Source organism: Crenobacter oryzisoli (assembly GCF_030385785.1).
GTDB lineage: Bacteria > Pseudomonadota > Gammaproteobacteria > Burkholderiales > Chromobacteriaceae > Crenobacter_A > Crenobacter_A oryzisoli.
Genome location: NZ_JAUEDK010000020.1, coordinates 50,830 through 68,693, shown reverse-complemented (window position 1 = coordinate 68,693; position 17,864 = coordinate 50,830). Strand labels below are relative to the sequence as shown.

Annotated in this window: 15 protein-coding genes; 7 read left to right on the top strand and 8 right to left on the bottom strand. The window is 60.2% G+C overall.

The features are described 5' to 3' along the window. Positions 1–7: 7 nt before the first annotated feature. From QU481_RS12345 to QU481_RS12325, 5 genes are all read left to right on the top strand, one after another. Entirely contained in the window at positions 8–649 is a 642-nt protein-coding gene (locus QU481_RS12345; protein WP_289830323.1) for a CoA transferase subunit B, read from the top strand. Between the two features lie 168 nt (positions 650–817). Further along, positions 818–2,056 carry a SorA family sulfite dehydrogenase catalytic subunit gene (gene sorA, locus QU481_RS12340; protein ID WP_289830322.1) on the top strand — a complete coding sequence of 413 codons (1,239 nt, stop codon included), beginning with the start codon at positions 818–820 and terminating at the stop codon, positions 2,054–2,056. A gap of 10 nt (positions 2,057–2,066) precedes the next feature. Beyond that, complete coding sequence (gene sorB, locus QU481_RS12335; protein WP_289830321.1) at positions 2,067–2,702, top strand: SorB family sulfite dehydrogenase c-type cytochrome subunit; 636 nt, start codon at positions 2,067–2,069, stop codon at positions 2,700–2,702. A 233-nt stretch (positions 2,703–2,935) separates the two neighbouring features. Continuing rightward, positions 2,936–4,042 (top strand): YeiH family protein, encoded by a 1,107-nt coding sequence (locus tag QU481_RS12330; protein ID WP_289830320.1) that lies wholly within the window; start codon positions 2,936–2,938, stop codon positions 4,040–4,042. A 26-nt stretch (positions 4,043–4,068) separates the two neighbouring features. Then, positions 4,069–4,950, top strand: coding sequence for a LysR family transcriptional regulator (locus QU481_RS12325; protein ID WP_289830319.1), 882 nt, complete (start codon positions 4,069–4,071; stop codon positions 4,948–4,950). Between the two features lie 818 nt (positions 4,951–5,768). Here the strand turns inward: QU481_RS12325 and QU481_RS12320 are convergent. Together QU481_RS12320 and QU481_RS12315 are read right to left on the bottom strand one after the other, a co-directional pair. Beyond that, positions 5,769–7,454 (bottom strand): DUF1302 domain-containing protein, encoded by a 1,686-nt coding sequence (locus tag QU481_RS12320; RefSeq protein WP_289830318.1) that lies wholly within the window; start codon positions 7,452–7,454, stop codon positions 5,769–5,771. A 378-nt stretch (positions 7,455–7,832) separates the two neighbouring features. Continuing rightward, positions 7,833–9,413, bottom strand: a complete 1,581-nt coding sequence (locus QU481_RS12315; protein ID WP_289830317.1) for a methyl-accepting chemotaxis protein — start codon at positions 9,411–9,413, stop codon at positions 7,833–7,835. 935 nt (positions 9,414–10,348) lie between these two features. On the opposite strand from QU481_RS12315, the gene QU481_RS12310 reads away from it, so the two are divergent. Beyond that, positions 10,349–10,804, top strand: a complete 456-nt coding sequence (locus QU481_RS12310) for a cupin domain-containing protein (protein ID WP_289830316.1) — start codon at positions 10,349–10,351, stop codon at positions 10,802–10,804. Positions 10,805–10,978: 174 nt separating this feature from the next. On the opposite strand, the gene QU481_RS12305 is transcribed toward QU481_RS12310, so the two are convergent. The 3 genes from QU481_RS12305 to QU481_RS12295 are packed head-to-tail and all read right to left on the bottom strand — an operon-like array spanning position 10,979 to position 13,252. Next, entirely contained in the window at positions 10,979–11,338 is a 360-nt protein-coding gene (locus tag QU481_RS12305) for a translation initiation factor Sui1 (protein WP_289830315.1), read from the bottom strand. Between the two features lie 58 nt (positions 11,339–11,396). Continuing rightward, positions 11,397–12,317 carry a VTT domain-containing protein gene (locus QU481_RS12300; RefSeq protein WP_289830314.1) on the bottom strand — a complete coding sequence of 307 codons (921 nt, stop codon included), beginning with the start codon at positions 12,315–12,317 and terminating at the stop codon, positions 11,397–11,399. Between the two features lie 53 nt (positions 12,318–12,370). Beyond that, positions 12,371–13,252 carry a pirin family protein gene (locus QU481_RS12295; protein WP_289830313.1) on the bottom strand — a complete coding sequence of 294 codons (882 nt, stop codon included), beginning with the start codon at positions 13,250–13,252 and terminating at the stop codon, positions 12,371–12,373. A gap of 122 nt (positions 13,253–13,374) precedes the next feature. Here QU481_RS12295 and QU481_RS12290 point away from each other — a divergent pair, with 122 nt between their 5' ends. Then, positions 13,375–14,283 (top strand): LysR family transcriptional regulator, encoded by a 909-nt coding sequence (locus QU481_RS12290; protein ID WP_289830312.1) that lies wholly within the window; start codon positions 13,375–13,377, stop codon positions 14,281–14,283. Positions 14,284–14,493: 210 nt separating this feature from the next. Here QU481_RS12290 and arcC read toward each other — a convergent pair whose 3' ends face one another. The 3 genes from arcC to arcA form a co-directional block, all read right to left on the bottom strand. Beyond that, positions 14,494–15,426, bottom strand: a complete 933-nt coding sequence (gene arcC / locus QU481_RS12285) for a carbamate kinase (RefSeq protein ID WP_289830311.1) — start codon at positions 15,424–15,426, stop codon at positions 14,494–14,496. Positions 15,427–15,523: 97 nt separating this feature from the next. Beyond that, positions 15,524–16,534 (bottom strand): ornithine carbamoyltransferase, encoded by a 1,011-nt coding sequence (locus tag QU481_RS12280; RefSeq protein ID WP_289830310.1) that lies wholly within the window; start codon positions 16,532–16,534, stop codon positions 15,524–15,526. 57 nt (positions 16,535–16,591) lie between these two features. Further along, positions 16,592–17,851 (bottom strand): arginine deiminase, encoded by a 1,260-nt coding sequence (gene arcA, locus QU481_RS12275; RefSeq protein ID WP_289830309.1) that lies wholly within the window; start codon positions 17,849–17,851, stop codon positions 16,592–16,594. Positions 17,852–17,864 lie beyond the last annotated feature (13 nt).

Below are 17,864 nucleotides of genomic sequence, written 5' to 3'. Positions count from 1 at the left end.
ACCCGATATGGCATGGACCCGCGATGAAATGGCCCGCCGTGCGGCGCAAGAGCTGCAGGACGGCTTCTACGTGAACCTCGGCATCGGCCTGCCCACCCTGGTGGCCAATCACATTCCGGAAGGAATGGACGTATGGCTGCAGTCCGAGAACGGCCTGCTCGGCATCGGTCCGTTCCCGACCGAAGAGCAGGTCGACCCGGACCTGATCAACGCCGGCAAGCAGACCGTAACCGCCGTACCGGGCGCCTCCTACTTCTCCAGCGCCGACTCGTTCGCGATGATTCGCGGCGGCCACATCGATCTGGCCATTCTAGGTGCCATGGAAGTGGCAGAGAACGGCGATCTGGCCAACTGGATGATCCCGGGCAAGATGATCAAGGGCATGGGCGGCGCGATGGACCTGGTAGCCGGTGCACGCCGGGTGGTGCTGTTGATGGAACATGTCGCCAAGGGCAACGCACACAAGATCGTCAAGCAATGCAGCTTGCCCTTGACCGGCGTGCGCTGCGTGAACCGCATCATCACCGACCTGTGCGTCATCGACGTGACCGCGGATGGCCTCAAACTTGTCGAACTCGCGCCCGGCGTGACGGTGTCCGATGTCCGCGAGTTAACCGGCGCACCGCTGGTGGAAGCGCTTCCCGCATAATGCTTAAAGCATAAAAATCGGTTTACCCGCCCCCTCGAACCAGGGGGCGTGCTTCACAACCGATCCCATTACATTAGCGCAAGAATCAACTCGATAAGATCGCCCTGAGGAGCGGATGTCTCCCTGGACAGACCACCCTGGGCGTCGCTCATGCAGAGGGACTCCTTCATGTCACAAGCTTCCGATGACAAACTGCCCGGCCGCCGTCGCTTTCTACGCGATGCGGTAGCGCTGGCGCTGACCGCCTCCCCGCTCGCCTCGCTGGCCGCCAATGCGGAAGAGACAGCGGAAGAGGTCACCTACGCTGCCGGGCCGCGGCCGTTGGTGGCCTATCCGCAGAAACGCCCGCTGCTGGTGGTCAGCACTCGGCCGCCACATCTGGAAACCCCATTCGAGGTGTTCAACGAGGGGGCTATCACCCCGAATGACGCCTTCTTCGTCCGCTACCACCTGGCCAACTTCCCCACCCGTATCGACCCGGAGACTTACCGGTTGAACGTCAAGGGCCTGGTCGAGACTCCGCTGTCGCTTTCGCTCGCCGAGCTCAAATCGCTCGCCCAGCCGGTGGAAGTGGTGGCGGTCAACCAGTGCTCCGGCAACAGCCGCGGCTTTTCCATGCCGCGCGTGTTCGGCGCGCAGTTGGGCAACGGCTCCATGGGCTGTGCCCGCTGGTTGGGCGTACCACTCAAGGCAGTGCTGGCCAAGGCCGGCATCAAGGCCGCCGCCAAACAGGTAAGCTTCCGCGGTCTGGACAAGCCGGTGTTGCCAACCACCCCTGAGTTCATCAAGGCACTGGACATCGATCACGCCATGAACGGCGAACCGATGATCGCCTGGTCGATGAACGGCACTGACCTGCCCTTCCTCAACGGCTATCCGATCCGCCTGGTGGTACCGGGCTACTTCGGCACCTACTGGGTCAAGCACCTGAGCGAAATCGAAGTGCTCGACCACACCTTCGACGGCTTCTTCATGGCCAAGGGCTACCGCGTGCCGGACAACGATTGCCAGTGCGTGGCGCCAGGCACCGTGGCGGCGAAGACCAAGCCGATCTCCAAGCTGGCTGTGCGCAGCTTCATCACCAATGTGAAGCACGGCGACGTATTGCCACTGCAGCGGATGGTTGCACTCAAAGGCATCGCCTTCGATGACGGCAGCGGCATCACCAAGGTGGAAGTGTCGAGCGACGGCGGCCAAAGCTGGCAGACCGCCACTCTTGGGCAGGATCTCGGCCGCTATGCCTTCCGCCCATGGCGGCTCGACATCAAGCTTGCCAGCAAGGGCACCACCCAGCTGATGGTGCGCGCCAGCAACCGGGTCGGCGAAACGCAGCCGCTGCACGCCGACTGGAACCCGGGCGGCTACCGCCGCCACGCGGTGGAAACCTACCACGTGATCGTTGCCTGAGGAGGGCCGCATGAAATTCGTCACTGCCCTGCTGGGCACCGTACTGGTCGGCGCCGCGCTGATGGCCGCGGCCAGCCCTCTGGAAATCAAACTGCCGCCGGAAACTGCCGCGTTCAAACCCAGCCCCTTGCCGGGCTATGCGTTAGCACAGCAGAAATGTTCGATCTGCCATTCGGCCGACTACATCAACTACCAGCCGCCCGGCCTGAGCCTGGCGCAATGGACTGGCGAAGCAAGCAAGATGCAGCACGCCTATGGCGCGCCGATCAGCGATGAGGAAGTGAAGATCATCGGCACCTACCTCGCCACCACCTACGGCAGTGCCAAGGTCGACGCCGCCGCGGTGGTCGCCTCCTCCGGCATTGCCAGCCAGCCGGTTCCTGCAGCAATGCCACCGAGCAATGCCATGGCCCTGCTGCAAGGCAACGGCTGTCTGGCCTGCCATGCCATCGACCACAAGGTGGTCGGCCCGGCCTACCGCGATGTTGCCGCCAAGTACGCACATGACCCACAGGCACAAGGCAAAGTAGAAGCCAGCATACGCAACGGCGGCAGCGGCCGCTGGGGGGCTGTGCCGATGCCGCCGTTCTCCCAGCTGAGCGCGCAGGATATACACACGCTGGCCGGCTTCATCCTACATCAATAACTTTTCTGCCCCCTCCTTGTGAGGGGGGTTTGCCTCATCGCTAGCAGCTAGTCTGTCGAGAGAAAGATTGGGGCAAAGTTGGATGCAGCCCCTCGGTTGCCTGCTTTCTTTTATTACGCAGTTTTTCAGACATCCTCGAGCATTGTTCCATATAACCAATCAATTCGTTCTATATTCTGCGTTGGAATATAGAATTCATTGTCGCGATAATTGCTCATCTTCCTGACCACTGAATGATCGAGAACGCGATGTCACTCCAACCAGAAGTCTCTCTTTTGACTGGAATAACCCCGGCCACATCTCGCCCATTGGTTTGGTTGCGAACCTATACACCAGGCATCGCCCTGTGCATTGCCGTCACGCTGGCGGCTTTCGGGTTGCAATTGGCTGAACAACGTGTGTTCGGGCGCGCGTGGCTGGAAGCATTGGTCCTCGCCATTCTCATTGGCACGGCGGTGCGCAGCCTCTGGAAGCCAGCCCTTTACTGGCATGCAGGGATCAACTTCAGCGCCAAGACCTTGCTGGAAATTGCCGTGGTCCTGCTGGGCGCCTCGTTAAGTGCACAGACCCTAAAGGCAGCCGGAGCGGGACTGCTGGCAGGCATCGTGGCCGTCGTTGCGGTGACTATCTTGACCAGCTACGGTATCGGGCGGCTACTTGGCTTGCACCACCGGCTAGCCATGCTGGTTGCTTGTGGCAACTCGATCTGCGGTAACTCGGCGATCGCCGCTGTGGCTCCGGTAATCCGGGCACATGGCGATGATGTGGCCGCATCGATTGCCTTTACCGCAGTGCTTGGCGTCATCGTCGTGCTCGGCCTGCCGCTGCTTGTTCCCCTGCTCCACCTTAGCAACCTGCAGTACGGCGTACTGGCCGGATTGACGGTCTATGCAGTGCCGCAGGTGCTGGCTGCTACGATTCCTGTTTCGGCGCTTAGCGCCCATCTCGGAACGCTTGTCAAACTGGTCCGCGTGCTGATGCTCGGCCCTGTGATCCTCGTTTTGTCGATCGTTTCATCTCGTAGCGCAGACCTGACTACATCGCCATCCGCGCAGAAGAAGCCGCAACTCGCTTGGCACAAAATCGTGCCATGGTTCATTGTCGGCTTTCTGGTGCTAGTTGGCCTCCGCTCGGCCAACCTCGTTCCTACGGTATTGCTCCAGCCGATCAGCAGTATGGCGAACGTGTTGACGATCATCTCGATGGCAGCACTGGGTCTCGGCGTCGATGTAAGAATGGTTGCCAAGGCCGGACCCCGCGTGACACTCGCAGTGGTGCTGTCGATTGTCGCGCTCACCCTCATCAGTCTCATGTTGATCCGAGCGCTGGGCTTGGCATGAGAAAAGTTTGAGATTTGCTGAAAACCATGACCCTCGATCAACTTCGTATCTTTGTTGCAGTTGCAGAGCAGCAGCATGTAACGCGAGCGGCAAACACTCTGGCGCTTTCGCAATCGGCGGTGAGTAGTTCAATCGCCGCCCTTGAAGCGCAGTATGACATCAAGTTGTTTCACCGGATTCGCCGGAATATCGTGCTGACTGATGCCGGTCGGCAGTTTCTCGACGAGGCACGCGCAGTGCTCACCCGCGCCTCGTCGGCCGGGAATATGCTGTCAGATCTAGCCGGATTGCGGCGTGGCACATTATCGCTGGCCTCGAGTCAAACGGTGGCCAACTACTGGATACCGAAAGTGATGCAGCGCTTTCGTACGCGTTATCCTGGCATTTCGCTGAACCTCACGATCACAAATACCGAACAGGTCGTCCGGCAAGTTGATGAAGGAACTGTCGATCTCGGTTTCGTGGAAGATCAGGTAGACACCAATGGGCTGGAAATACGCGCGGTTGCCCAGGATGAACTAATGCTCGTGGTTGCCCCCACTCATCCGTGGGCCGGCCACGATTCGATGTCAGCCGATATAGACATGCGCGACAGCATCTGGGTATTGCGTGAACAGGGATCGGGCACCCGCGGGATCTTCGAAAAGATGGTGCGAAGCTCAGGGGTCGATCCCTCCGAGCTCGAGATCGGGCTTGAACTCCCATCGAATGAAGCGGTACGCACCGCGGTCGAGGCTGGCGCTGGCGCGACCGTGATGTCCCGACTGGTCGCCGCCGGCTCGCTCAGTGCAGGGACGCTGACGGCACTCCACTGGCCTCTGCCGTCGCGGAATTTCCTGATGCTGCGACACGAGCAGCGCTATGTGACAGAGGCGATGCGTGCGTTCTTTGAGATGGCCTTGGAATAGCTCGGCCATGATGACCGGCCAGTAGGCTTTGCTATCTATTGGCCGCACAAGGTGGGGCGGCTGGTGGCATCGACATGGGCGCTGTCGACTTTGACACGTTGCCGGATGGCCAGACACGCCGCTCAACAGCTTCAAACGATATGAAGACCGCTTACGCCGTGCGCTGCAGGTCATGAGCCGCAAAACCCAGTTAATAGCAATTAAAAAAAGTCGAAAGCCAGCGCTCAGCGCTTTCCCCCCATCGGCAACGTTCGCTGCGACTACCTGCACAACACCTCAACGGCCATCAGCCAAAACAAGCAATAGTGTGTATAGAGGATTGGCCGGACGGAATCTGTCCAAGTCGGCGGCAGGCAATGCAGAGCAACCGGATAAGCCGGCTCGGGCTCCATCCAGGCACACATCCCTCCCCGAATCAGGGCTGGTTCGAGTTCCGCCGCCAGCTCGATTACAAGCCCCCTACCCATGCTGCGACCACATGTCGGCAGACAACTGGCGCACACAAGTGCAGTTCGCATCTTCGAATGCGGCTGCGAGGAAAACGCCGATCCGGTCGGCGCGATCAAACAAAACTCAGCAAAGCAGTCTTGGCTAGGTGTGCGGCCGTAGACAGTACAAGTATTACGGCAAGGAGGCGCAACGCTGTAGAAGGATCTTTGTTAGCCGATCCAAGGGCGCGGCACGCCCGGTTGGCAGGAGAAGAGAGAGATGCTGTGAGGTCACCAGCTGCAGGCCCCCACCGGAGAGATTCGCTCAGGCACTATGCCTGAGCGAGCGCCGTAGAAATCCCCCGGCCTTAGGCGGGGGGAGGATGTCGATTAGAACTTGGTCTTGAAGGTAAGCAATACGTTGTTACGATCGCTCAACAAGGCACTCAGACCAGCATAAGACGAAATAGTCCCGTTTGGTGCGACGCGATACCCCCCAAAGAATGCGGTGTATCTGAGGTCGATCTGATATTTGGAATTCACCAGGGCGCCTATACCGGCCGAATAACTACCGGTACCTTTATTACCCCCCAAAGGCACCGCTGATTCACCACTGATGCCGGTCGAATAGACCAACGGCATGGACAGATCTACCCCCGGAAATACCTGGTTCCAGGTTGGAGCGAAGTAGGCGTTCATGCCAAAGAATTCGCGGGTGGACTTGTCGATACCGGTATAGGCCGAATTGCCACGGTACTGTGCAAAGCCTTCGGTTACCGACAAGAGCCGGTTATAGGTCAGCTCAGCTTGGAGGAAGGCTTTATCGAACAGCGGGGTCTTACCGAAAACCTTGGTGTCGTTCAATGCAACGTGCAGCGTTTTACCGACTGCACCGCCCGTGTCGCCCTGTTGAGGGATAGCAGCGATAAAGCCTGGCTGGCCCGCCTTGGCAGGTGACACGGTGAGGATTGGCTGGCTAGCCAATGGCATGTTATCCCGATAGCTCACATCCATCCCCACCTTGTTGCCTGCTATGACCTTCGACAAGCTCAAGCCATAGATATCTATGTCATTGGCATAGGCAATGTGGTATTGCTTGCGTACCGGGTCGAGTATTACCGTATCCGGCAGCGTATCGGAGGTGCGGCGGTAAATCAGGCTGATGGAGCCGCCAAACCAGCTTGGACTCCACTTTGTATTGACGCCAAAGTCACCGGTTTTGTTTGGGGTCAGGTCATAGCCACGGAAAGCGAGACCGCCGAGAATGTTGGGAACGTAAGCGGTTTCGCCACCATCCAGCGCCAGGTCGTACATGCCCAGGTAAGACCCTGCCTCCGGGAAGCGAGAATGCTGCCAGTCGAGGAAGTATTCCCCACCAAAAGACCACTGCGGTGAGAGCGTATAGTCTGCGGTCACCTGTTCGCGAGGTAGAAACACTTCCTGGGGTTCGTTGCGCGGGACGCTGTACAATTTGCCGAGATCGTACGCGTATTGCCCATAGTTGATGCCATGCAGAAGCGTCTGCGTGCTGTTGCCCCAGGATTGCAGGCTCTTGCCCGCTGTGATGTCGAGTTTTTGCTGACCGCCGAGGTCGAAGTTACGAAACGCGTAGGCTTCCAGCAGTTCCCCCGAGGGGCCGTGGGCGTAGCGATCAGTGTAGCCACTCAGACCGACCGTTGGCTTTCCGTTTACCAGGTGATTGGGGGTGGGATTGGGATTATTCAGGTTGTCGTAGGCAGCATCGTACCAGGCCGCCCCACTGACACGAACCCCCATCTTGTGCTTGTAATCAAGCTCGAATTGGCTAAATAGATCGATGCGTTCTGAAGTGAACTCGCCTTTGTTGAAGTTCAGATCGCCATCGTTATAGTTTGGTGATTTTGCGATGTGCGGGTCTTGGCTTGACGTCCGGCGCGATAAGTCTAGTTTGACGGCAGTGTCCCAATGGCCGGTCAGGTCGCTATTCTCGGCACCGAACTCGAATGCTTGAGCCGACATAACAGTCAGCGCTGCTACCGTTGCAGCAGTAAGCACAGGCAACTTCAATTTGAAGTTTATTATATTGTTTTTTTGCATGATCTCCTCCCTCTACTTATTTTTAAGTATTCACTACACATTTGAAATGTAAGTTAACGAGAAAATTAACCCATTGTTCTAAGTTATAGTGAACATGTGATCGACGATCAAACCTAGCTGCTATGTGGCTCGGCCAAACACGCGAGGTGCCTTTCCGAAGGAAAGCGGGTAGATAGCGCAGGAGCACCATCCGTCCGATGACAACAATATGCTTGGCTTTACAAATACCCCCCCCCTATGCAGAGGAGGAGGGGTAAGAAAAGAGGGGGGAGGAGTGGTGACGTTTCGTTTTTACAAGATAAAAACTTAAGCCAATGGCATTTTCATGCAAAATACTTTCAATTTAGTCGCAACAAAGTAAAACGTAACTGATTATTGCTATTTCTCGAAGAGCGACAAAAGTGCTTGCTGCTCATCGGCCACTTGGTACAGAGTTTCGGCCGCTCGCTTGAACTTTGCCACTGTCGTTTGATTCTCGATCGCCAAAGCATTCATCTTCTCCATACTACTGGCGATATTTTGCGAAGCCTCGGTTTGCTGCGCCAAGGTGGCTGAGATTTCATGCGAACTCCGTGCGACCCCGCTACTTATCAACTGAATATTGCCGAGTGCATCGTGAGTGGTCTCGAGGCGTTCTCCGCTCTTGATTGATGCTTCTTCGGACTGCTTCATGGCGTCGAATACCAGGCTGGCGCTCTCTTGGACGCGAACGATAGTGCTGGAAATTTCCTGGGTGCTTCGTGCAGTGCGTTCTGCCAGCTTGCGCACCTCATCGGCCACAACGGCGAAGCCACGCCCCTGCTCTCCTGCCCGTGCAGCCTCGATGGCGGCATTGAGAGCCAACAGGTTGGTCTGGTCGGCTACTTCGCGAATGGTACGCATCACGCTGTCGATTTCGGCAACAGCAGATTGCAGGGTGTCGAGCATAGGACGGGTATGCTCCATTGTCGTAATAACCTCATTGGAGGCCGCACGTGACTGCTCCATTTCTGCCTGACCTTGCGCAACCAAGCGCTGAGCATCTTCGGCATAATTGGAGCTTTTCTTGGTTGACTCGCTAATTTCGGATACGGCCGCGCTGAACTGATCAAGAGTAGTGGCAATTGTGGTAATGCCCTCAGCTTGCGCGGACACTCGCGCTTCCAACTGCCTGGACTCTTCCCGCAGGCGCCCCGACTCGTTCTCCACCACCTTAGTTGCAAGAACAACATCGGTAATAATCGCGCGCAAGTTGACTTGAAGGGACTGCAGGCGGGTGAACAATAGTCCGACCTCACGCGGGGCCTTGTCATCGAGTTCTTCCCTGAAGTCGCCTTCAACTAGCCTCTGAAACACCTGTTCTGCTCTAGCTAAAGGCCTACTGATGCGCAGGGATAGCCAAATACCCCCTGCGAACATCATCAATATTTGCAAAGCTGCCACGCTGACATAGGCAGCCCCCTGGAGGGAGCTGCGAACGAGCCCCAGGCAAAAAATAGAGCCTACGAACACCGCAATGGAGTGCGATATGCTCATCGTGTAGCGGGCCTTTGTGGCCGGAAAGGTACTCTCACCCGCATTGATGCCGCGATACAGCCGAGCTGCCGCCTCGACACTGGCACGCGACGGAGCGGAACGTACCGACATGTAGCCGACTTTTTTGCCTTTTTCGGTGATGGGGGTGACGTATGCATTCGTCCAGTAGTAACCGCCGTCTTTGCGTCGGTTCTTGACGAGCCCTCGCCATGTACGATCGGCCTTGATGGTTTTCCATAGGTCGGCAAAAGCCTCAACTGGCATGTCCGGATGTCGCACGATATTGTGCGATTGGCCGATCAACTCCTCCCGGCTGAACCCGCTGATTTCTATGAAGGAGGGATTCACATAGGTAATAACGCCCTTTAGGTCCGTCTTGGAGACGATTGGCTTTTGGGGGTCGACCAGGTGTTCAACATCGCTAATAGGTTCGTTGCGCTTCACGGTAGCGTCCTTATTACAAAGTCACTATTCGCCCCCTCCCCGCGCTGGAGCGACCAAAGGAAGGCGTATGCCAGATCAGTAGGCTGCTGGTTATCCAAATCCTGAACTCATGCTCAGGGTAGCGCTGGTGCCCCGCCTGCACCCCCCTCGCCTAGGGGAGTGTGATGGCAGGATTAGCCTGCTCTACAAAGACAGGCCCAACCTGGAACAAGCGTGGCGACGAATGGATTTTTGCAGGAGACTGTCCTGCTACCGATTGGGCTGCGCCTAGAACCGTGGACATTCCAGCTCCTCACGCCGAGGCTCGGTTAAGAGCCGCTAATAAGGCCCCCTTGGCGTTGTTGTGCTGCCTTGCCAAGGCCACTACGTTGGGTTTTGTTCGCGACTCGGAATGTCGGAGAGAGGTGATATCGGTGACTCAGGCTTTATCGGGCTAGCCGATGTGAACTCGCGATTGAGCCGATTGAGCGCGACGAGTAATGGCTCCAATCGGGCGAGGAGCCTTATAGCCGCGTAATGCCTTGATTTTGTGCAGGCCCATCAGGCACGCCACCCAATGTTTCAAGCCAAGGACCGTGGCTCTGTTCGAGGTCTGAAGTGCTGTGCTCTACCTGCTCGAGAGTGGCGCCAGTGGCGCATGTTGCAGAATACAGTGAGCCGTTTCGCGATGATGAAGCGACATTGCGGGAGTGGAATGTTCGTTCGCCAGGCTGGAGAAACGCCGGCGCCTGCGGAAGAACTGTGAGCGCGAACTCAAGACCGGCCTGCAATTCATCCACTTGGCTTTTCTCGTCCTGCTACTCAAAAGATCGAGAACAGGCTCTAAAGTAATACCAGACTGATCGTTATGATCTTCCGATCTGCCAGCCGACCGCACTCTCGCCCCGCACGGATACGACGGGCCGCGACATCACCAGACTTCAAGGAGACAAAGCATGAGCGATTCCGAGTTGTTGTGGGTGCTGGGCCACAAGGTCCGTCCGTTGGTAACAGACGCCTCCTACGGCATGATCGAGGTGACCACGCCACCCAAGGTGGCCGGCCCGCCCCCGCATTATCACAAGCGCGAGAGCGAGTTCTTTTTCATTATCAAGGGGCAGTTGGATGTGATGAGCAATGGCCACTGGCAGCCCTACGCCGCAGGTAGCTTCGTTGAACTGCCACCGCATACCACCCACACCTTCATCAACCACTCCGGCGAGGACGTGGTGTGGATCACCGGCTGGCGCCCGAAAGGCTTTGAACGCTTCTTTGTGGACTTCGGCATCCCCATCAGCCAGCCCGGGGCACGGGAGCAGTCGGTCTCCGCGGCGGTGCTGCAACGTGTCGTCGACAACGTAGAGAGCTACGGCATGTACATCGACGCATCGCCCGCCGATGCCACAGACTAGACGGAGCGCGCCAACGAGGGGGGGGTCCTGATCCTGCCGGACACCGACCAACTGCGCCTGAGTGTCGGCATCTATCCGCTGCGGGTCGGCGATCTGGTGGCCTGCCCGGCCGGCGGCCCGGAGTCAGCTCACCTCGACGCTCTCCATGCGGCGCTGAGCCAGACGTCGAACCGCTTAACCGCCTGCGCGCTTCACCGTCCAGCCGTGCGGCTTGAGCTTGTCCATCACCAGTTCGACATGGTCGCCCTGGATCTCGATCACTCCGTCCTTGACGGTACCGCCCGAGCCGCAGGCGGTCCTGAGCTGCTTACCGAGCTGTTGCAGCGCCTCGGCATCCAGTGGCACGCCCTTCACCACCGTGACGCCCTTGCCCTTGCGTCCCTTGGTCTCGCGCGACACCCGCACCACGCCGTCGGACGGCGGCGGGGCCGCCTTGGTGCAGGTGCAGGCGTCGATAGGCTGGCGACAGCCCGGACACATGCGGCCGTGCTCGGTCGAGTAGACCAGCCCGCCCGCTTGCTGCTGTTTCTTCATCCCGCGCTCCCATCGATACAAAGCGCGCACTGTAGCACCGCCTCGCGGCAGAGGCGACTCAACGCGGCAGATGGGCCCGCCAGGCGTCGGAGCCGCCTGCGAGCGGCCGCACCGACTGGAAGCCCAAGCGGGCCAGCCGATGCGCAGCCTGCACCGCGGTAGCCGCCCCCGGGCAGGCGCAGAGCGTGACGATGGGGCGGTGCTTCGGCCAGCCTTCGACCGCGGCGGCGAGGCCATCCAGGTCGGCGCGCCTTGCCCCCGGCAAGGCGCCCTGCTCCGCCACCATTGGGGCGCTGCGAAAATCGAGCAGCAGCGGCGGATGCGCCGAGCGCAACGCCGTGTCCAGCTCATCCGGCGTGATGTAGGGGATCGCCGCCAGCCGCTCGAAACGGTAGCGCTGCCAGCCCTTCCAGGCCAGCCACAGGCCGAAAACCAATGCAGCACCGACCATCAGCCCCCCGCCATTACGGCCAAGCAGCGTAAGTAGGCCAAGCAGTTGGTCGCGCCCCAGCCAACCGACTGCCAGGGCGGAGCCGGCCCACAGCGCGGCACCGAGGCCGGCGGCGACGAGAAAGCTCGGCAAGGGCATGCGCAGGGCGCCGGCGATCGGCGGCGCCACGGTGGAGAAGCCGGGGATGAACTTGGCGACCACCAGCGAGCCGACGCCCCAGCGGGTGAAGCGCGACTCGGTCTGCGCCACGCAGCTACCGGGATTGAGCGACAGCTTGCACAGCCCGCCCAGCACCCGATAGCCAAACGCGCGACCGAGGTGGTACCACAACGCATCGGCGATCAGCGAGGCGAGCACCGCTACCGCCAGCAATTGTGCCGCCACGCTGGGCGATGCGAGCACGCTGCCGGCCACCAGCAGCGTCGGCACCGCCGGTACGGGCAGGCCTAGCTGCTGCATCAGCACGTTCAGGAACACCACCCAGCTGGCGTCTCGCGCCAGCGCGTCGCGGACGACGGTGACATCCATAACCCCTCCAATAGGGAAAGACCCGGCCCATCGCAGGATGGGCCGGGACAGACTCAGGACAGCGCAATCTCGACCGGCACCTGACCGAAACGGCCGGCGTTGAAGTCCTCGATTGCCTGGGCGATCTCGGCTTGACTGTTCATCACGAACGGGCCGTAGCCGACGATGGGCTCGTCGATCGGCTCGCCGCTCAACACCAGCAGCGTCACATCATTATTGGCCTCCAGCGTCACGGTGCTGCCTTCGCGAGCCAGCATCACCAAGTCCGCCTCGCGCGCCACCTGCTCGCCGTTGACCAGCACCGTGCCGTGCAGCACCGCCAGCGCCAGCGTGTGGCCTTCGGGCAGGCTCAGCTCGGTGCTGCGGCCGGACTTCAGCCGCACGTCCCACACGTTAACCGGCGTGAAAGTCTGCGCCGGGCCCCGGTGGCCGAGGTAGTCGCCGGCGATCACCCGCAGTGAGCCGGCCTCGTCCGGCAGCGCCACGTTCGGGATCGCGCCGTCGAGCAGCGTCTGGTAGCGCGGCGCGGTCAACTTGTCTTTCGCCGGCAGATTCACCCACAGCTGCACCATCTCCAGCATGCCGCCGTCGCGGGTGAAGGCCTCGGAGTGGAACTCCTCGTGCACAATGCCGCCACCGGCGGTCATCCACTGCACGTCACCCGGGCCGATGCGACCGCCGCTGCCGGTGGAGTCGCGATGTTCCAACTCGCCCTGGTAGACGATGGTCACCGTCTCGAAGCCGCGGTGCGGATGCTGGCCGACGCCGCGCTGGTTCTTGGCCGGCTTGAATGCCATCGGGCCGGCGTAATCGAACAGAAGGAAGGGGCTGACATGCCCACCGTGCGAGTCGTAGGTAAACAGCGAGCGCACCGGGAAGCCATTGCCAACCCAGTGGCTGCGCGGGCTGCTGTAGATGCCGAGAATCTGCTTCATCATCGTCTCCTGGTGGGGCCAGATCGGCCGTTGCGATGGGTGAAGATTAGATCTGGGCACTTTTCAGCGGTAGACGGCAGAATGTACTCTCAGCGTTCTACCAGTAGAACGATGGAACCGCGATGCAACCCGACCTGAACGACCTCTACTACTTCGCCCAAGTAGTCGACCATCGCGGCTTCGCGCCGGCCGGGCGGGCGCTGGGCATCCCGAAGTCGAAGCTGAGCCGGCGCATCGCGCTGCTCGAGGAACAGCTCGGCGTACGGCTGCTACAACGCTCGACGCGACGCTTCTCGGTCACCGATGTCGGCCAGCACTACTATGCGCACTGCAAGGCGATGCTGGTCGAGGCCGAGGCGGCGCAGCAGGCGATCGAGCTGATGCGCACCGAGCCGTGCGGCGTGGTGCGGCTGGCCTGCCCGGTGGCGATGCTGCACTCGCGGGTCGGCGCGATGCTGGCTGACTTTCTCTCGGAACATCCGGCGGTGACGCTTCACCTGGAGGCGACCAACCGCCGCGTCGACGTGATCGACGAGGGCTTCGATCTGGCGATCCGGGTGCGCGTGCCACCGCTGGAGGACAGCGGCCTGGTGATGAAGCTACTGGGCGAGCGCAGCTGGTGCCTGGTCGCCAGCCCCGCCCTGTTGGCCCGGCACGGCACGCCGACGGTACCGGCCGACCTGCACGCGCTGCCCAGCCTCGACCTAGGCCCGGCACAACCAGAACACCTGTGGCAGCTGGACGGCCCGGACGGCGCCAGCGCCACACTGCGCCACCGGCCGCGCCTGGTCACCGACGACATGCTGACGCTGCGCCAAGCGGCGCTGGCCGGCAACGGCGTGGTAACGCTGCCAACGATGATGGTCGACGACGCGCTAACCAATGGTTCGCTGGTACGGCTGCTACCGCACTGGCACCCCAAGGGCGGAGTGATCCACGCGGTATTCCCGTCGCGACGCGGGCTGCTGCCCGGCGTGCGCGCACTGCTTGACTATCTGGCCGATCGCTTCGCCGAACTCGACGAACACTAGCCGTGCGGCCGATCCGCTGGCCTTTTTGAAACCTGTCGGCACACTCTTCCCCAAACGTCAGGCGGCGTTATCCCATGCGTAGGACCAGGAATAGTCCGGGCGGAAGAAACGTTCCCACCACGGCGCATGGCTGGCGTTCAGCCCCCGCCGTTCGATGCCCTTCGCCATTCCCATCCCGCCCAGCCTCTTGATGGCGTGCTACCAGGCCGGCTATGGATAGTAACGGATGCCTGGTTCAGCAATGCTCACGCACGTTCCCGCCTTCCGCTGTGCGATCGCAACGATGTCCGACAGCGAGCCGATCACGGCGTCCTTGCCCGTGTTGCGGGCAAACTCGATGGCCGCCATCACCTTGGGCCCCATCGAACCCGCGGCGAAGCCGAGCCTCTCCAACTCGTCCGGATGCGCCTGCGCGATGGCCTTGCGAGTGGGCTTGTCCCAGTCGATATAAGTGGCATTGACGTCAGTCGCGATGATCAGCATGTCGGCATCGAGTTCCTGCGCCAACAGCGCGGAGCACAGGTCCTTGTCGATCACCGCTTCGACGCCGGAGAGCTTGCGGTCTTCGTCGTACGTGGTGGGGATGCCGCCACCGCCGGCGCAGATGACGATCGTGCCGCGCTCGAGCAGCCATTTGACCGGACGGATCTCGAAGATGTGTTTCGGCCTCGGACTCGCCACCACGCGGCGAAACTTGTCGCCATCCGGCGCGATGCTCCAGCCTTTCTCCGCCGCAAGGCGTTGCGCCTCTTCCTTCGTGTAGACCGGGCCGATCGGCTTGCTGGGATGCTGGAACGCCGGATCGTTCGCGTCGACTTCGACCTGGGTCAGAATCGTCGCGAACGGCACTTCATACGGCAGCAGGTTGCCAAGCTCCTGTTCGATCAGGTAACCAATCATGCCTTCGGTCTGTGCGCCAAGTACGTCGAGCGGATACGCCTCCACCTCCTTGTAGGCCGCCCCCTGAAGCGCGAGTAGTCCCACCTGGGGGCCATTGCCGTGAGCGATCACGAGTTCGTTAGCCGGTGCGATCTGCGCAATCTGCTGCGCGGCGATTCGCACGTTGTCGCGCTGGTTTTCGGCCGTCATGGGTTCGCCGCGCCGCAGCAGCGCGTTGCCACCCAGCGCAATCACAATTCGCATGATGTACCCCTTCACGTTGCACGCTTTGCCCGGCACCGGGACAAGCCTTGCAGGGGCCTGCCCCGAGCCGGTGATGAGGGACTTCGCCTTGATTAACTCAGATGTCCGCGAGCGTCGACACCAGAATCGCCTTGATCGTGTGCATGCGGTTTTCCGCTTGCTCGAACGCGATGTTCAGCGGCGACTCGAATACTTCCTCCGTCACCTCGATGCCGTTGGCGAGTGCGGGATACTGCGCGGCGATCTGCTTGCCCACTTCCGTCTCGCTGTTGTGGAAGGCCGGCAGGCAGTGCATGAACTTCACCTGTGGGTTTCCGGCCGCCTTCATTAGCGCCATGTTGACCTGATAAGGCATGAGCAGGTTAATGCGCTCGCCCCAGGCCTCCACCGGTTCACCCATCGACACCCAGACATCGGTGTGCACGAAATCCACGCCCTTGACGGCCGCTTTGGCATCTTCCGTCAGCAGGATGCGCGCACCGCTTTCCTCGCCAAACTTCCTGCACGTCGCCACATGGTCTTCATGTGGCCAGAGCGCCTTGGGCGCTGCAATCCGTACATCCATCCCGAGCTTGGCGCCGATCAGCAGCAGCGAATTACCCATGTTGTTGCGCGCATCGCCGAGATACGCATAGCTGATCGAGGTCAACGGTTTGTCCGTGTTCTCGCGCATGGTCAGCACGTCGGCGAGCATCTGCGTCGGGTGGTATTCATCGGTCAGGCCATTGAATACCGGCACGCCGGCATATTTGGCGAGCTCTTCGACGATCTCCTGACTAAACCCACGGTACTCAATCGCGTCGTACATGCGGCCGAGCACGCGCGCGGTGTCCTTCATGCTCTCCTTGTGCCCGATCTGCGACGAATGCGGATCGATATAGGTGACATTCGCCCCTTGGTCGTAGGCGGCGACTTCGAACGCACAGCGGGTACGCGTGGAGGTCTTTTCGAAGATGAGCGCGATATTCACCCCCTTCAGATGCTGCTGCTCGGTGCCGGTGTATTTGGCACGCTTCAGGTCACGCGACAGGTCGAGTAGGTAACGCAGCTCGCGGGTACTGTGATGCATCAGACTCAGGAGGCTGCGATTGCGTAGATTAAATGCCATGACGCTTCTCCAATGCAAAATGCAGGTAAGCGGGGTGTCGCCTCGAACGCGGCACACTCAGTAATCGATCGGGTCCCGGATGATCGGGCAGGTCATGCAATGGCCACCCCCACGTCCGCGGCCCAGTTCGCTCGCGATGATGGTGATGACCTCGACACCCGCCTTGCGCAGCAGCGTATTGGTGTACGTGTTACGGTCGTATCCGACCACCACGCCCGGCTCTATGCAGACCACGTTGTTGCCGTCGTCCCATTGCTCCCGCTCGGCCGCAAATGCATTGCCGCCGGTCTCCACCACGCGCAGTTTTGGCAGCCCCAGCGCTTCGCCCACCACCTCGACGAAGGGTTTTTCTTCATGGCGAATGCTGAGCTTCGAAGGGCTAGCGTCGTCCGGGCGTATGGAGAACGGCACAATCGCGTTGACGACTTCGGGGAAGATCGTCACGAGATCGCGGTCGCAGAAGCTGAACACCGTGTCCAGATGCATTGCGGCACGGGATTTGGGCAAGCCGGCCACGATGATCCGTTCAGCCCCGCCCTTGGCGAACAGGTTCTGCGCAAGTTCGCCGATGGCCTGCCGGCTGGTGCGCTCGCCCATGCCAATGAGGACGGTCCCCTTGCCGATCGGCATCACGTCACCGCCTTCCAGCGTGGCCGCACCATGGTCGGCATCCGGGTCGCCGTACCAGACCTCGAACTGTTTACTCGCGAAGTCGGGATGGAACTTGTAGATGGCAGTGGCGAGCAGCGTCTCCTGACGGCGTGCCGGCCAGTACATCGGATTCAACGAAACGCCGCCGTAAATCCAGCAGGTCGTGTCACGGGTGAACTGGGTATTGGGCAGTGGAGGCAGAACAAAGCCCGAATGCCCCAGATACTGACGGAACATCTTGAGCGTGCTGGTATTCGAACTGTCGGGAATATCTTCGGCAACCACGCCACCAATCAGAAACTCCGCGATCTTTCGAGGTTCGAGGCTTTCAAGCCATGACCGCACTTCGCTCACCAAGGTTACGCCAACGGTATTGGATCGAACTTTGCGATCGAGAATCCATTTCAGCGCTTCCGGGATCTGCACCGTTTCAGTCAACAGGTTATGCATTTCCACCACTTCGACGCCACGCTCGCGCATCTTCGTCACAAAGTCGAAGTGATCGCGCTTTGCCTGACTGACCCAGATCACGTCATCGAACAATAGTTCGTCGCAATTGCTCGGTGTCAGACGTGTGTGGGCCAGCCCCGGCGAGCAAACCATGACCTTACGTAGCTTGCCGGCTTCGGAGTGAACGCCCAAGCTGACTGTGTCCGTGCTCATCATGCTACTCCTGAAA

What these genes read in the sequence shown, in the direction of transcription:
- QU481_RS12345 (WP_289830323.1), top strand. Translation starts at nt 8, where the DNA reads ATGGCATGGACCCGCGATGAAATGGCCCGCCGTGCGGCGCAAGAGCTG.
- sorA (WP_289830322.1), top strand. Translation starts at nt 818, where the DNA reads ATGTCACAAGCTTCCGATGACAAACTGCCCGGCCGCCGTCGCTTTCTA.
- sorB (WP_289830321.1), top strand. Translation starts at nt 2,067, where the DNA reads ATGAAATTCGTCACTGCCCTGCTGGGCACCGTACTGGTCGGCGCCGCG.
- QU481_RS12330 (WP_289830320.1), top strand. Translation starts at nt 2,936, where the DNA reads ATGATCGAGAACGCGATGTCACTCCAACCAGAAGTCTCTCTTTTGACT.
- QU481_RS12325 (WP_289830319.1), top strand. Translation starts at nt 4,069, where the DNA reads ATGACCCTCGATCAACTTCGTATCTTTGTTGCAGTTGCAGAGCAGCAG.
- QU481_RS12320 (WP_289830318.1), bottom strand. Translation starts at nt 7,454, where the DNA reads ATGCAAAAAAACAATATAATAAACTTCAAATTGAAGTTGCCTGTGCTT.
- QU481_RS12310 (WP_289830316.1), top strand. Translation starts at nt 10,349, where the DNA reads ATGAGCGATTCCGAGTTGTTGTGGGTGCTGGGCCACAAGGTCCGTCCG.
- QU481_RS12305 (WP_289830315.1), bottom strand. Translation starts at nt 11,338, where the DNA reads ATGAAGAAACAGCAGCAAGCGGGCGGGCTGGTCTACTCGACCGAGCAC.
- QU481_RS12300 (WP_289830314.1), bottom strand. Translation starts at nt 12,317, where the DNA reads ATGGATGTCACCGTCGTCCGCGACGCGCTGGCGCGAGACGCCAGCTGG.
- QU481_RS12295 (WP_289830313.1), bottom strand. Translation starts at nt 13,252, where the DNA reads ATGAAGCAGATTCTCGGCATCTACAGCAGCCCGCGCAGCCACTGGGTT.
- QU481_RS12290 (WP_289830312.1), top strand. Translation starts at nt 13,375, where the DNA reads ATGCAACCCGACCTGAACGACCTCTACTACTTCGCCCAAGTAGTCGAC.
- arcC (WP_289830311.1), bottom strand. Translation starts at nt 15,426, where the DNA reads ATGCGAATTGTGATTGCGCTGGGTGGCAACGCGCTGCTGCGGCGCGGC.
- QU481_RS12280 (WP_289830310.1), bottom strand. Translation starts at nt 16,534, where the DNA reads ATGGCATTTAATCTACGCAATCGCAGCCTCCTGAGTCTGATGCATCAC.
- arcA (WP_289830309.1), bottom strand. Translation starts at nt 17,851, where the DNA reads ATGATGAGCACGGACACAGTCAGCTTGGGCGTTCACTCCGAAGCCGGC.